Origin of the sequence: Bacillus sp. LJBV19, assembly GCF_017797845.1 — a bacterium.
Taxonomy (GTDB): Bacteria; Bacillota; Bacilli; order Bacillales; family Bacillaceae; genus Bacillus; species Bacillus velezensis.
In genome coordinates, this window is sequence record NZ_CP072563.1 from 1,845,752 (window position 1) to 1,860,024 (window position 14,273).

At 40.7% G+C, this 14,273-nt stretch carries 17 protein-coding genes and 1 pseudogene; 12 read left to right on the forward strand and 6 right to left on the reverse strand.

All coding sequences use genetic code 11. From position 1 onward, the window contains the following. Window positions 1-31: 31 nt before the first annotated feature. The 9 genes and pseudogenes from J6600_RS08915 to J6600_RS08955 all read left to right on the forward strand — a co-directional run bounded on the left by J6600_RS08915 (window position 32) and on the right by J6600_RS08955 (window position 6,332). Entirely contained in the window at window positions 32-1,831 is a 1,800-nt protein-coding gene (locus tag J6600_RS08915) for a T7SS effector LXG polymorphic toxin (protein WP_209388271.1), read from the forward strand. Window positions 1,832-1,845: 14 nt separating this feature from the next. Next, window positions 1,846-2,304, forward strand: coding sequence for an SMI1/KNR4 family protein (locus tag J6600_RS08920; protein WP_017417856.1), 459 nt, complete (start codon window positions 1,846-1,848; stop codon window positions 2,302-2,304). 54 nt (window positions 2,305-2,358) lie between these two features. After that, complete coding sequence (locus J6600_RS08925) at window positions 2,359-2,955, forward strand: SMI1/KNR4 family protein (protein WP_209388272.1); 597 nt, start codon at window positions 2,359-2,361, stop codon at window positions 2,953-2,955. 95 nt (window positions 2,956-3,050) lie between these two features. Further along, the gene (locus J6600_RS08930; protein ID WP_209388273.1) at window positions 3,051-3,509 is read left to right on the forward strand and encodes a GNAT family N-acetyltransferase; all 459 of its coding nucleotides are present in this window, start codon (window positions 3,051-3,053) and stop codon (window positions 3,507-3,509) included. 218 nt (window positions 3,510-3,727) lie between these two features. Beyond that, complete coding sequence (locus tag J6600_RS08935) at window positions 3,728-4,066, forward strand: YolC/YozM family protein (protein ID WP_209388274.1); 339 nt, start codon at window positions 3,728-3,730, stop codon at window positions 4,064-4,066. 665 nt (window positions 4,067-4,731) lie between these two features. Then, window positions 4,732-4,893 (forward strand): hypothetical protein, encoded by a 162-nt coding sequence (locus J6600_RS08945; RefSeq protein ID WP_245207611.1) that lies wholly within the window; start codon window positions 4,732-4,734, stop codon window positions 4,891-4,893. 24 nt (window positions 4,894-4,917) lie between these two features. Further along, a pseudogene (locus tag J6600_RS19580) lies at window positions 4,918-5,259 on the forward strand (hypothetical protein). 30 nt (window positions 5,260-5,289) lie between these two features. Next, a complete protein-coding gene (locus J6600_RS08950) occupies window positions 5,290-5,724 on the forward strand; it encodes a DUF3902 family protein (protein ID WP_209388276.1) in 435 nt (144 codons plus the stop codon). A gap of 128 nt (window positions 5,725-5,852) precedes the next feature. Continuing rightward, the gene (locus J6600_RS08955) at window positions 5,853-6,332 is read left to right on the forward strand and encodes a DUF4944 domain-containing protein (protein ID WP_014418006.1); all 480 of its coding nucleotides are present in this window, start codon (window positions 5,853-5,855) and stop codon (window positions 6,330-6,332) included. Between the two features lie 46 nt (window positions 6,333-6,378). On the opposite strand, the gene J6600_RS08960 is transcribed toward J6600_RS08955, so the two are convergent. Continuing rightward, the gene (locus tag J6600_RS08960; protein WP_209388277.1) at window positions 6,379-6,606 is read right to left on the reverse strand and encodes a hypothetical protein; all 228 of its coding nucleotides are present in this window, start codon (window positions 6,604-6,606) and stop codon (window positions 6,379-6,381) included. 285 nt (window positions 6,607-6,891) lie between these two features. On the opposite strand from J6600_RS08960, the gene J6600_RS08965 reads away from it, so the two are divergent. The 3 genes from J6600_RS08965 (at window position 6,892) to J6600_RS08975 (ending at window position 9,640) form a co-directional block, all read left to right on the forward strand. Next, complete coding sequence (locus J6600_RS08965; RefSeq protein ID WP_209388278.1) at window positions 6,892-7,503, forward strand: DUF3885 domain-containing protein; 612 nt, start codon at window positions 6,892-6,894, stop codon at window positions 7,501-7,503. A 235-nt stretch (window positions 7,504-7,738) separates the two neighbouring features. Next, the gene (locus J6600_RS08970; RefSeq protein WP_014418008.1) at window positions 7,739-8,812 is read left to right on the forward strand and encodes an LLM class flavin-dependent oxidoreductase; all 1,074 of its coding nucleotides are present in this window, start codon (window positions 7,739-7,741) and stop codon (window positions 8,810-8,812) included. A 207-nt stretch (window positions 8,813-9,019) separates the two neighbouring features. Then, the gene (locus J6600_RS08975) at window positions 9,020-9,640 is read left to right on the forward strand and encodes a lytic polysaccharide monooxygenase auxiliary activity family 9 protein (RefSeq protein WP_003154023.1); all 621 of its coding nucleotides are present in this window, start codon (window positions 9,020-9,022) and stop codon (window positions 9,638-9,640) included. 163 nt (window positions 9,641-9,803) lie between these two features. Here J6600_RS08975 and J6600_RS08980 read toward each other — a convergent pair whose 3' ends face one another. The 5 genes from J6600_RS08980 to J6600_RS08995 all read right to left on the reverse strand — a co-directional run bounded on the left by J6600_RS08980 (window position 9,804) and on the right by J6600_RS08995 (window position 14,213). After that, on the reverse strand, window positions 9,804-9,902 hold the full coding sequence (locus J6600_RS08980) for a YjcZ family sporulation protein (RefSeq protein WP_003154022.1): 99 nt from the start codon (window positions 9,900-9,902) through the stop codon (window positions 9,804-9,806). 479 nt (window positions 9,903-10,381) lie between these two features. After that, window positions 10,382-10,516 (reverse strand): hypothetical protein, encoded by a 135-nt coding sequence (locus J6600_RS19685; protein WP_257722394.1) that lies wholly within the window; start codon window positions 10,514-10,516, stop codon window positions 10,382-10,384. Window positions 10,517-10,657: 141 nt separating this feature from the next. Then, complete coding sequence (locus J6600_RS08985; protein WP_007611706.1) at window positions 10,658-11,194, reverse strand: hypothetical protein; 537 nt, start codon at window positions 11,192-11,194, stop codon at window positions 10,658-10,660. A 285-nt stretch (window positions 11,195-11,479) separates the two neighbouring features. Next, complete coding sequence (locus tag J6600_RS08990) at window positions 11,480-11,626, reverse strand: hypothetical protein (protein WP_162472287.1); 147 nt, start codon at window positions 11,624-11,626, stop codon at window positions 11,480-11,482. Between the two features lie 169 nt (window positions 11,627-11,795). Next, the gene (locus tag J6600_RS08995; RefSeq protein WP_209388279.1) at window positions 11,796-14,213 is read right to left on the reverse strand and encodes a peptidase G2 autoproteolytic cleavage domain-containing protein; all 2,418 of its coding nucleotides are present in this window, start codon (window positions 14,211-14,213) and stop codon (window positions 11,796-11,798) included. Window positions 14,214-14,273: the final 60 nt, after the last annotated feature.

Genomic DNA, 14,273 nt, shown 5'->3' on the forward strand with positions numbered 1-14,273 from the left:
TTAGACAGAAAGAAGCAGAAAGGAGACGTAAATGAAAGTATTTGAAGCATCCTCGTTCATTTCAGCAGCGGAAAAGCGGGCAAAACAATACGATCAGATTAGAGAACAATTTATCAATCTCAGAAAAGCGTTTCAGGGAATGGCTGACTTAGACGACAGTGAGTTTTCAGGTAAAGGTGCTGATAACATCAAAGCATTCTTCCAAGATCACGCTGGTGTCACAGACAGCTGGCTTGATCTGATCGATATGAAGATTGCTTTTCTTAACAGTATTTCAGGAAAAGTAGCTGATGCCGGATTAGCCGATTCGTTTGTGGAAGAGTCATTTTTAGAACATGAGTTGATTCATGCGAAGAATAAGTCAAAAGCCATCATGCAGGAGCAGCGCAATGAACTCAAGGACATCATAAATGAAATCAGCGATATCATTCATCTTGATGTTTTCTCTACAGAGGATGTCGATCAAAAGCTGGATTCAGCAGACAAAAAACGGGATGAGGCTATACATAAACTCGGAAAGCTTGATCACGATCTAACGAAAGATTACACAGAAACCAAAGCGAATGAGCATTTCATTCAGGCTGACTTTCAGCAGCTCCAAAATGCCACGGGTAAGGGGAAAAATGCAACACCACTTCACTACAACGCTAAGGCGTACAGAGAAAGTGACATACATAAGAAAAAAGGCGAGATTGCAAGACATTCGGATGCTTATTTGACAATTAAGAAGGAAGAGGCGAAAGAGCGGGAAATCAAGGGTCTCAAGAAAAAGCTTGCTGACGGTGTGACTGATCCGGATGAATACTTAGAGATTGCGAAGAAGATCGGGTACGAGAACCTTGAACCTTCCCAACAGCAATATGTCATTCAGCTTGAACAAGCAAAACAGCTGGAAGAAGCTGGAGAAGTAACTTGGGATATATTAAAAGGAGCCGGTGTCGGCCTTTATGATGTCGGGAAAGACACGGTAACAGGTTTATGGCAGCTGATCAGCAAGCCTGATGAAGTTGTTGAAGGTATCATAGGGGCAGTTGCTCATCCGATTAACACGTATAATTCCATTTCAACAGCTATTGAGGAATCATATCAAAAGGATATGGTAAATGGAGATGCGTATTCCAGATCAAGATGGGTGACATATGCGGTCGGTTCAGTGGCTGTGGCTGTCGTCGGAACAAAAGGCGCAGGAGCCGTTAACAAAGCTGATGCGGCGGGGAAGGTCATAAACAAGGCAGGACAGGCAGGTCAGAAAATTAAGGACATTAAGATTTCAGATTTGCTTCCTTATAACTCTAAGTATGATCTTGCTCTGGCTGATAACGTACCATACAATGTGGTTAACAGCCAAAACCTTAAAAATGGACTTTTGTCCAATGCGAAGAAATTGGATGAAAGCAGAAAGCCATTTACTGGTCAGAAAGTAAATGTCCCTTGGTTAAATAAAGAGAAGTATGAGGCCTATGAAATAGACGGCAAGGTAAAAGTTAAAGGAGAGCCTAGAGATGTAAACCGTAGAGTATACACAATGAAAGATATTGACCTTAATCAAAAAAATCGTAAAGGCTTTACGAATCTTCAACTGATGAAAAATGGTAATGCTCCTTTTGCTAAAGATGGCACGCAAATAAATTTACATCACTTAATTCAAGAAGAGCCTGGTACTATGCTGGAGATACCTGAAAGCTGGCATAATAAGTACAGTGATGTTTTGCATGGATTAAAAGGGAATGGACAGAGTTTTAGAAATGCTCCTGTGCTTGATAAACAATATAAAAGTTTCAGAAGAAGGTATTGGAGATGGAGAGCTCAGCAATTTGAGAATCAAGAATAAGAGGTGAAAGTTTAATGGATTATTCGAAAATAAAAACTTTCTTTGATGAAAATAAAGAAAATTCAATTCTCACGGGGGGAGTCACTGAAGATCAGATTAGAGAAATAGAAGAGGATCTCAATGTAACTCTTCCAGACAGCTATAAATGGTTTTTAACTGAGTATGGTTCAGGGGGAGCATACGGAACAATGATTCTCGGATATGACTCTCACGGCGCTGAAGTTGTCGAGCAGACCAATGAATATAAAAAATATTATAACCTTTCCGATGGTCTTGTAGTGATCGAATATGTAGATGAATTTTCTTATTGTCTTGACACTAACAAGATGATAGATGGAGAATGCCCAGTCATTCTTTGGGATAACCAAGAGGGATATGGTAAACAAGTTGCTAGGACATTCCAAGAGTTTTTAATAGAAGAGCTTGAAGAATCGAAAGACGACTGGATCGATGATGAGGACTGGGACGATTAAAACTAAAAAGAAGGTCTATATCTGTTTTTCCATAGCATATGAAGGAGTATTAAAATGAGCTTCACTAAGATCAAACAAAAGTTGAAAGAGTTTACGATTAATGCTGGCACAGATCCTAGCATTAATACAAACGAGCAGCTCAAAGAAATTGAAAGAAATTTAGGTAATCAATTGCCTTCCGACTATAAGGATTTTTTGAAGGGATATGGAGGCTGTTATTTAGAAAGTAAAAAAACAACAGATGAGATTGAGTATGACGTTTGCTACAAACCTATAGAGAAAGATCCTTGGATGGGTAAGGGAGATGATACACAATTGTTAGAGGGTTTTTATGGTTTAGCGAACGATCATAGCAGTCTTCAGAAAGCAATCGATACATATTCTGATCGCTTTCCTAGAAATATTATTCCTATCGCAAGCTCGGCAGGTGGGAATGAAATATGCATGGATATCGATAATGAAAAGATATTGTTTTGGGATCATGAATTAAGTCACCCCGATAAAGACTTTTTCCTTATTGCCAACTCTTTTGAAGAGTTTATTCTAAGTTTAGTAGATGAACCAATTGAAACTAATGAACATAGGAGTGATGTGGAAATTGAGATTTTAGACAATGATTTTGGAAAATTGCTCTTTGGTAAGGACAATTAGCTTTTATTTTTAGGAAAAGTATTGCAAAGTTAAGCTCTCAGAAAAAGAGCTTTTTTATTTTCGATAGAAACTAATTATAAAAAGGGAGAGAGGTTATGGATTCGTACCAAATAAAGAAATTAAAACCCGAAGAATACCATAAGTGTAATAATATTTGGGACATGGAAAAGAAAAAGAAAATGGCTAAGGTGTTTTATGACGAATTAGTAAGCGGAAACAGAATTACTTTTATTTACTCAGTGAATGACGAGTTTATAGGAGAAGGATCGTTAGTTTTTCAAAACAATGACCCAGATTATACCATTCCGGATAAACGCATTTATCTATCTCGTATGATTGTTAAAGAAGGATATCGAAATTGCGGGATAGGCGGTATTATTGTTGATTATTTGATTGATTATGCTAAACAACTTGGATTTGAGGAAATAACACTTGGTGTAGATACAGATAACTTAAACGCAAGACATCTATATGAAAAGAAGGGCTTTACAACCGTATTATTTCTTGGTGAAGATGAATATGGTGAATATGTAAAACTCCTAAAAGTATTATAATAAAATTCCTGAGAATTATGGTGAATGTGTGGGAGGTTAGTTTCTCAAACGGTGATAGACGGTAACTTAAACTAATCTAATTGGATCGTTATTTAAGATGCGGATTAGCATTTATTCTCTCAAAACCAACCCGTAATGAAATAGGATACTGTTGGTTGAGGAATTGTTTTTTCCATGTATTGTATTTTGTGGTATTCTTGAAATGAAAGGAGGAGACAATGAAAAAGAAATTAATTGGGGTCTTGATCATTGTTTGTTTTTCTGTGTTCATGTATGGCGCAGTTACACATCCTTTTAAACATCAAAAATCCACTGAGGAAGTATTAGAAAGCGCATGGGATGAATTTGGCTTATTTAGCTTTGGGATTGGAGAAACAGACCCAGTCATATCAATTGGTATGGATAAAACAAAAAGTGAAGAAGAATTACGGCGCTATTTAAACGATAACTTATCTGAGGAAGTTAAAGAAGAATATAAAGTTGAGATCATTAAAAAGGATATTAATGTTTTAGAAAGACAACATGAAAAGTATTTGGAAAGTGTTGAAGCACATTGATACATTAAAGCTTCTTCTCGGCTCTAAATAAAATAACGGTGATATCCAATAAACAAAAGTATTGCAAATCATTTCAATGGTTCCATGGTACAGTGTATTTCTTTAATAAGAAATGCATAATAAAAAGACCAGGGTGTTGGCAGCACCCCGGTTCTGTACAAAAAGTTGCCCAACCCTTTAAGTTTCCAGGCTCAAGGGAGGTCTATTTTTTATTTATATACGTCAACAGGGCGATTATAATCGACCCGAATCAAGCATTCACATTAATGCCTGAAATGTTGACATAAGCATCACCCCCTTTCCATAGGGGATGAGCAAGACTCCCTTGAGCGTAAACGCCTAATATTCAGAAAACATTATACACTAGTTCCATTTATATGTCGTTAAAAACAATATACAGTTACCAAAACGAAAAGAACCTTGTTAGAGACAGGTTCTTTTTGTATTTGAGTTGAATTTATCAATAGAATTACCGATAAATAACGTGAGAAATAATACCAGGTAGTTACAGAATTGAAAAGTGCTTAGGTGTGTAATACTTGCACTAGCTGTCACTTTGATACAGAAGCTGCTGAAGCTTCAGTCTTCAGATTCTTCCGTTACATCTTAAAGGCCCCTTTATGGGCTCAAATTCAACCGTCATTAAAGCCAAAGGCGGAAGGAATTTGTTATACAAAGGTGAAGCAAACATATACAAATATGATGTTATACTTGGGCAAAACAGGGTAGTGATAGGATGGGACAAATACATTGAAATTCCAATGAACGAACTTCCTTCAAATGAGATTCAAGTTGAAGGGCTTGGAAAAAATGAAAATCATTTATAGGAACGTTGTAAAATTAGAGAGAGGATGAATAATATCACGAAAGATCCGAAATTTTTAGCGTTTTGCAGTTTAGCGACAGAAGGTGCAGGAAGTCATTCGAATCAGCAATGTTCAATTCGTTTTGATGAATTGAAAGATGCGCTCGAGAATGGAAAAGTGGTTGATAATCAAAACCTTAAAAGCAGTTCAGAATGAAATCACCAGTTTGATTACTGGAAATCCAGAATAACTGGTGGACGAGCTGTAACTGAAACCGATAATCAAGTGCTGGATATCATCAAACAAGCATACAATCTTGGAATGGTTACGAAAGATAATATGCTTTTGAGAAATCAAGCAATTAACGCTTATAAAACATCTATTTAATTTTAAATCGGCGTTTCAGGTGTACTTTATATGATTTCTGCTTTAGTAAACATATTTAAAAACGAAATAGGAATTAAAATATGCAGACAAAGCGGCGAAGCATATCGCATAAAAGGTGTTATCAGATGTATGACCGTTCCTAAAAATAAAACTTATGAAGAAAGGAACTCTAACTTGAAATCAAATTTAGTTTCGTTTCTATTAGCATTGTCAGGATTTATATTCAGTATTTATATGCAGTCAATGGCTTACTGGAGCAATGACTCTATGTTGTGGTATTGGGTCGGTGCGGTTTTGTCGTATCTATTTGCTGCAGGATCAGTGGTTACTCTGATTCTTAACAAAAACAAAGATTCAATTCTAACAATAAGTTGTCTCATTTTAATGATTGTAACCGTTATGCTTATTTTAGTCACAACTTTTTGGACGACTTTTATCATTATTGCATGGCAATCTGGGATGTGAAGCTAAGGGGAATATGATTTTATTAGTATTTTTTTATTCCTGGGATTAGAATCCCTTTTTATTATTCTTTCAAATTAAATGTAACAATTTTAATATTCATACGTTCTAAATGATAAAGGCGGGATGTCATGAAAAAACGTAAAGTCATTAAAACATTGCTGGTTATTATCACTGTTCTCATAATAGCAGCCGGATGTGCACTGTTTTCTTTAATTTCAGGAGAAAAAGTTAAATATATCGGCTATAGCCAAAGCAAGACGTGGGAAGCGTCAATCGAAAAATCAGGCAAGACCTCTATCGGCCCTAACTATTTCTTGAATTTGTATTACAGAGGTAATAAAGTGAATGAAAAGAACACGGTGATTAAGAGATTAACATTATTTGTTGACGGCCGGAAATATGGTGAAGATAAAGACTATCATCTTTCAGAATACACCGGAGAGAAATTAGAAGGCGGCGGAACGGGAGAAGACCATATTCAGACGTTTGAATATATGCCGGAAAATGAAGTGATCGGTCATGAAATCACTGTTGAAGCAGTATGGAAAACCGATCATGAGTCCTATTCAGAAAAATTCAACCTGAAAAGAACGCATTGGTATGACTGAAAGAATAAAAAGAGGGCGGTATAACCCTCTTTTTGACGCGGAGCCTTTATTTTTGTCTGTTTTTCCTCGATTTGCTGAAGTCGATAAAAGAGGCATTGGAGCCGATAAAATTACTTACTAAGACATACATAAAGAAACCATTAACAGCTCCCTGCCGGCGTCCGTTAAAAAGAATGGATAATGAGATAAGCAATACAGCCGTAAGCAAGTCTGCAGCCAGACTTATTTTACGGTGAGACCGGAAATATTCTCTTAATCTTCTGATGTTGTTCAAAGCGGACACCTCTTGATGCTTATGTGTAAGAAAATAATACCATTGAAATATATGTAACATCAATGAATAAGGTTGGAAACGGAGGGGTTCAAAGTTGGGGCTATCTTGTGTAAAAGAAAGGATCAGGATGAATGTGACCAGCATCCACCCTGATCAATGGGGTTCACAGTGTTCCATTTCATTGTATTCCAATCGGAATAATATTACAAGGGTGAAAAAGAAATAAGCGGAATGTTTTCGGCTTCTTCTGCTTCTTGAGCGGGAAACGGAAAGTGAGATGTTTGTATGAAAATAAATGATTATCTGAAGGAAAGGTTTCCGACTTTAAAATTAGTGCCCGGCATTTATCATCAATGGGATGTGGGAATTCATTTTTCTCTCGGCGGCAATATGTATCAATTTAATGAAAGCGGTGCTTTGAATCTTGAGTATTTTCAGCTTGTTCATCATCAAACCGCCGCACTTTTCAATGAGCTGTTTGAACATAGCGATGACTTGTTTCTTGTTGCAAACGTGTATAAGCACAAAACTCAAGGTAATTACGCGAGAAAATTAAAGGTTTATCAGCCGTTTCTGAAGTGTAAGGATGATTTATATCGGATTCAAGTGAAGACCTGTCAATGCCCGGTCGAAGAAGAATATGAAATGCAGCAGTTTTCTTTATTATGTAAACGGAAAGATCTGCGTATCCCCCAATTACTTAAGGCAGCCGTCCACGAAGATTTTCCGCTGAAGCCAAGGTTCGGGGGCTGTTCCGTTGGGTATCCTGATGTTTTCTTTGTGAATATGACAAAAGATATTATTTTCTTTCTGTATGATGACAGAGGGTGTGAAGTCATTGCTCTTGATGCCGGAAGAATACGAAAGCTTTATGATCAATATCACGATTTTGATTGAATTGGACTGAAAATGAACACATGAATTCGAATCCGCTTGTGCCGGCTTTGTTCTTGCTTAGTCGGGCTGCATGAGTGTAATGGGCAGAATTGAAGGGCGCCAGAAACTTTTTTTCCTCTCATACCGACCTTCTGCATGTTAAGCTACTGTATTTATTTTGAACGAATTCCTATTTGTAAAACGGCTGAATAGAATAACATAAAAGCTATTTTACACAGTGCAGGAGGAGAGAAATGTGAGGGCTGAACACCGTGATTGTATGGAAATTGGAATTTATTCATTTGCAGAATTATATCCCGATCCTCTGACAGGGAAAACAGTCAGCGCAAAGCAGCGGATAGATGAATTGATGAAGCTGGCGAAATTGGCTGACGACGCAGGGCTTGATGTATTCGGTGTAGGCGAGCATCATCGTCTTGATTATGCGGTATCTTCGCCGCCGGCCATCTTATCAGCGATTTCACAGATCACTGAAAATATTAAGCTGACCAGTGCCACGACTGTATTATCCACCGCAGATCCCGTCCGTTTATTTGAGGATTTTGCAACGCTTGATCTGATTTCAGACGGCCGGGCGGAAATCATTGCGGGACGGGGCGCATTTTTAGACTCGTTTCCTCTTTTCGGTTATGACGTAGGCCATTATAAAGAACTGTTTGAAGAACACATTGACCTTTTTTTAAAATTAAATTCCGGGGAAGAATCGGTTACCTGGAAAGGACGTTACCGGCCGCCGCTGCGCGAGGCAGAAATTTCTCCTCGGCCTTTTCGCGGAAGCATTCCGCTATGGTTAGGTGTTTCGGGGACTCCGGAAAGCGCAGAACGGGCCGGGCGTGCAGGTGCGGGTTTGGCATTAGCTGTACTGAGCGGTGATCCGGTGTCATCTAAGCCGCTTGTTGACAAATACCGGGAAGCGGCTTCTAAAGCCGGTCATCCTCCGGAAAATGTGAAGGTTGCCGTAACCGGACATATGTTCATTTCAAAAACGAATGAACAGGCAATACAAGAATTTTACCCGTATCATTCAAATTACTGGTCTCATGTTCATTCATATCACGGGATCGATGAGCCTTTAACGAAGGAAGATTTTGAACGGGCGTCCGGAAAAGAAACAGCTTTATTTGTGGGAAGCTCACAGCAGATCATTGAAAAAATCATGCATCAATACGAGTTATTCGGACATCAGCGATTTCTCGCGCAAATCGATATAGGAGGTATGCCGTTTAAAAAAGCCGCGGAAAACATCGAACGATTAGCAGCGGAAGTAGCACCGGTTATCCGAAAAGAAACCGGCAAATCCAGCGAATGAAGTTCTGAGCAAAAGGGGCGGGCCGGTCAATCGCGGATTCGACAACAGAATCGGCCCGGCTTTTTCTTCATGATTATAAAAAACAAAGGGAAAAGCGCGAACCTCATTGCTTTTTCCTATCAAGAAAAGGAAGGTCATTTCATCCTCCATCGTGAAGTGTATATACCGAAAGGTTTTTATTAACAAAAGAGGGAGGATGATGCAGTAATGAAGGGTTTAGTCAAAGCTGCAGTTTTAACTGTTACTCTTGGTATTGGAGGCGCTTTCTATTCAAGTGATGCATCTGCGCACGGGTATATAAAAGAGCCCGTCAGCAGAGCGTACATGGGGGCATTAGAGAAACAAACATTGGGCTGGACGGCCGCTGCGCAGAAATATGGCTCCGTCATTGATAATCCTCAGTCTGTAGAAGGGCCGAAAGGATTTCCGGCTGCAGGTCCGCCGGATGGAAGAATTGCGTCTGCAAATGGGGGATCAGGACAAATTGACTTCGGTTTAGACAAGCAGACTGCAGATTATTGGGTAAAACAAAACATCCGCGGCGGTTTTAACACCTTTACTTGGTACTACACGGCTCCTCATGCGACATCAAAGTGGCACTATTATATCACCAAGAAAAACTGGAATCCGAATAAACCTTTGTCAAGAGATGAATTCGAATTAATCGGAACGGTAAACCACGACGGTTCCAAGGCAGATACGAATCTGACTCATAAGATTTTTGTGCCGACTGATCGAAGCGGGTATCATGTCATTTTAGGGGTATGGGACGTTGCGGATACTTCCAATGCCTTCTATAACGTCATCGATGTAAACCTTACACAATAATCTATGAATTACTGATCGGCTGCATGTTGATACATCGGCCGATCTTTTTAGTTTTTATGTGTGAATGAAAAGGGGAAAACAGCAGAGCGCCATAAACATTTCATTTATGGCGCCGTACGATCATGGAGGTGCTGCTGACATGGATGCGGAGGTAAGAGGATTCTTAATAACCGCCGAGGAAAGAAGCCCCAACGATGATTAATAAAATGAATAGCACCACGATTAACGCAAAGGAGCTACCATAACCACCTGAGAATCCCATATAATCTCACCTCCTAAAGAGGATTAATACATATTATGCCGAAATGAAAAGTTTGATAGGGATGCTAGTTTACTTTTTGAAAAAAGGTTTTTTAGTCTATATTTCCTTTACATGACCATCCGTTAAAATGAGTAAAAGGAGGCATCGTGCTGCTTCCTGTAATAGAAACGGGTAGGCTCATACATTGAGAAGTTGCGAAGAGGATGCGCAGGTGGCTTGTTTTTAAAAAAATGAAAAGTAACAAGATATTAGGATTGGAACCTTTTGGTTGGTTTCAAGAGCAGTAGCATGAAAAAAGGGAATGTGATGAGGAATCGAGAAAAAAGATGCGAAGGGCATAATCGGAACCATGTATCAAAACGGATTGCCTGATGATACACGCGTATACTCCATTCCGAATGGGAACGTTAACGATCTAAATAGAAGAGCTTCAAGTGTTCTGCGGTAAATAAAAAAAGCCGATGAAGGCTTAACATTGATTAGACGCTGTAAAGCATTCTTTCCGCTGCGCTTTCTGCAGACGGTGTTTGATTGTAAGAAACGATTCCGATAATCACTAACAAGATGATGAACACCAATATGCTCCACAACATTATTTTTAAAGACTTTGACATGGCATACCCTCACTTTGAAAGACTTTACGGGGCTGCGATCGGAGCCCGCACTTCAAGTATAGTCGTTATAACGGTGAAAAATGTGCAGTATCCCGTTATCAAAATAAAAACTTGCGGGCGCTGCCGCAAGTTTTCTCCGTATTAAGGTCTGTGGAATTCAATATGCTGATTATCACGATCGAACCACCCTCTGAATGCCCAATTGATCCAGCCCCCGTCCCCTTTGTTATCGAAGGACCCGTCTTCGAAGACCCAGATTCCGTAAGTAATGCCGTCATAAACGGCTGATCCGTAAAACTGAACGCCGTTAAAGCGGTCTTCATATTCTTGATTTAAATTGAACACCATGACGTTGTACTTCTGTCCTGATGCGTAAAATGTTGTTTCCATGACATTTTTTACCCAGCCGGTTCGGTTTTGATCTGACTTAACTGCTTCAGCAATGCGATCTGAGATTCCGAGAACATCTACGTTTACGTTCAGCCCGGCATCAACACCTGCTGCTTTTACGTTTTGGTCTGCTGTCTGGGATAATTTACTTTCTAACGGATTTGCAACTGGTGAAACGTGAGGCGCGTTTGCGTGTTCAGACTGACTGGCTGCTGAGGCACTGGCTGTGAAAGGAATTGTTAGAGATAAAGCTAAGCATGATCCGACTACCGTTCTGGCGATTTTCATGGCTATGACCTCCTGAGGAAATTTTTTAAAATTGTTGCAAATTCATGGTATCGCAGAAAAATTGACCAAGCAAAGAGTAGATTTTCTCAAAAGTCATGTCATTCTATTTGTGTTGTTTTCTGTAAATGAAATACTTTTAATTAGGCGAAAAGGGAAGAAAATAATAGAGTCTTTTTATGTATTGTGACAGGATGACCGGATTTTGGGTGAAAATAGCCCGGAGAAACGCCATAATAAGAAAAACACCCGGAGTTTACCGGGTGTAAAAAGTGTTGATATGTCAAGTTAGCAGCATTTTTTGCATTTTCTTTTATAAACAACGATGTAATCATAATCAAGATGCTTTTTATCTTGTTTCTTCTTTTTTTGTTTAGGCTGCTTTGGGTGGTGATCATAATGTCCGTTCATGTCCATATCCATACCCATATCCATACTCATATTCCTCCTTTTTTCATCTGACGGTAGTATTCTATGACAGAAAGCATGGATGGCTTGGACAAATGAAACGGTATGCTGAAAAAGAGGCATCTCATTCGGTATAAAAAAACAGGATCATACCCGCCCGATAGAAAAGAGAGGAGATGATCCTGATATTGAGACCCTATTTGATAACCGCAATTGCAATGCCGTACCCTTTTTCAGAACTGTATAAGGCTGTCAGTTTCAATACCTTCCAGCCTTCCGCGGCTTTAGTCCCGATTCCGTTATGAGCCGTGATATAATCTCCCGGGCTGACCGTACCGTCGACCCGTACGTAATGCCGGCCGTTGAGTCCGACAATGTGCCATTCGTCTCTGGCCGCGCGTGCTTCATAGTCAGCTTCAAGAGCCGGACTGCAGTCTGGGTTTTGTTTCGGCACGCGTACCGTTTCTCCTGTTTCTTCGTCAGTCACATTTTCGTATATGAAACCGCCGAACTCGTTTGTCAAAAAGCGGCTTTGCCATCCGAAGCTTGCGGCTCCTGAGATAAAAGCGGCTGTTTCTGAAATGACGCCGAGCATGTAATCTCCGACGTGAGCCGATTCAATTTTTTCGCCTTTCACTGTGACGATCGTCCCGGCGGGAATTGTCTGGCCGGTTACACTTTCAAAATATTCTCCGTACCCTGACAGGGAAGAGGTGACAGCTCCGGCGAACGTACCGTGGCCGCCCGCTGAATCCAGTTTCCATTTGATGGACTGATGCCCTCCGGCAACCGTGTATGGTTCTTCCAGTGTAATGCTTTCTGATGACAGAATCGTTCTGGAGACTTTGCTGCCCGTAATATGGACATTGTTTGAAGCGGCGATAAATGCCCTTGAACCTTCAGAACTTGAACCTCCGGAAGAGCTGATGATCGCATTTCTGTCACCTCTGGCCGTAATATCGCCTGTTCCCGCAATAACGGCGCTTGTCGGGTTGAATGCAAAACCGGAGCTGGTCGCGAGCTGTGCGCCTCCCTTTAAATTGACGGGGATCTGCTCATAAGTCTGTCCTTTTATAGATGCGGCCGCGCTGTAACCTTCCGCTTGCACCCCGAGAATGACGGCCTGACTGTTAGGGGACGTAATTCCGACGGAACCGCCGTCTCCGATCATCGTACCGTTCATAATATTTACGTTATATTGGCCTCCGCCGATTGAGATGCCTTTAGGAGAAGACTTGTATATATCAAAATTTGAAATTTTAACATAATCGGTTTTATTTGATCCGCCGGATATATTGATGTCAACACCGGCTTGTGTAAAGCCGCGTATTTTAATGCCGTTAATCGTAATATTTTGACTGCGGTATTGAAGAGCCACGACTGGATTCCCGCCATAGTCGTATGAGGGATCACCAATAGCTGTGAATCCGTTTACATTAACGTTTTTATAGGCAGAGATGACCAGCGCCCTCGGGGTCACACCGTCATAGAGAGCATTGAATACCGGTTCAATCGCGGTGCAATCGGTTAAAGTAACATCATAAGCCGTCGTGCTTTCGGGGTCTGAGGCCTGATGATGGCCGATATGACGAATATCAAATGAACGTACATCACGATACGAAACATGACCGATAATATGAACATTTTGAGAAGCCGGCCACAGGCTGTGCGCCTTTACCTCAATCCCGCGGATATTTCCGCTCGTATAGTTATTTAAAAGCCATACATGTTTAGAGCCGTCGTCAATTTCAATGCCGTTCGAGTTTGCGCTGCCCTCAGCATGCTCTGTGCCGCGGGGGTTTCCGGAATGGCAGTTGGAAATGAAAATATACTCGCTGTAATGGGTGGTAATGCCGTCGTCTCCGGCGCCGTATGCCACACAGTTATCAATCCATATATATCGGCAGCCGTCTTTAGTCCATTCTGTTTCAGGCAAATGATCGTAAGTCGGAGATGTAATATCAATACCATGGAGACCCGCGTTAACCGTTTCAACATTCTTAATCCAGCCGTATTGCACATTAGCAAACGTTAAACAGCTGGAAAACTGTCCTCCGGGGTTCCTGACTCCGTATTGACGATCAGGATTCCAGTCTAAAGTCATGTTCTGGACAAAAATATTACGGTTTCCATTATCGTAATCATCGTTAGTAATGACCCATTCGTATGCGGGAGTGTCCTCATGAAGCTTAAGCACGGTAATCCCTTGTCCCTCACCGGAAATGGTAGTCCATGAGGGGAGTTTTATCCCTTGAACCAAAAATTCTCCTGCGGGAACATTTACTTTGACCCGGCCGTTCCCGATCGCTCTCCGAAAGGCTTCCGTATTGTCTCGGCCGTCAGGGACCGCTCCGTAGTCCTCCACATTCACTTCCCGGGTGATTTTATTCTTAAGCATTTCGTATTCTGTATCAAGCCGTTCTTTTAAAAGTGAGGTGACCATTCCTTCCGCCGTCACCCGGGCATCTGCGATCTCAAGATTATCATCCGTTGCGGAATGCTTAATAAAATTCTGCATCCTTGCTTTGAGATGCTCCAATTCAGAGGGCTGTGCAGGGCCAGACTGCAATGGGGCGTTTAAAGACGGATCAGGAAAGTTTTTAAATTGAACCATTCTAAAGACACCTCTTTCTTTTGATATAAGCGCCTGAGGCAGGGGACAGAAAAGAGTCGC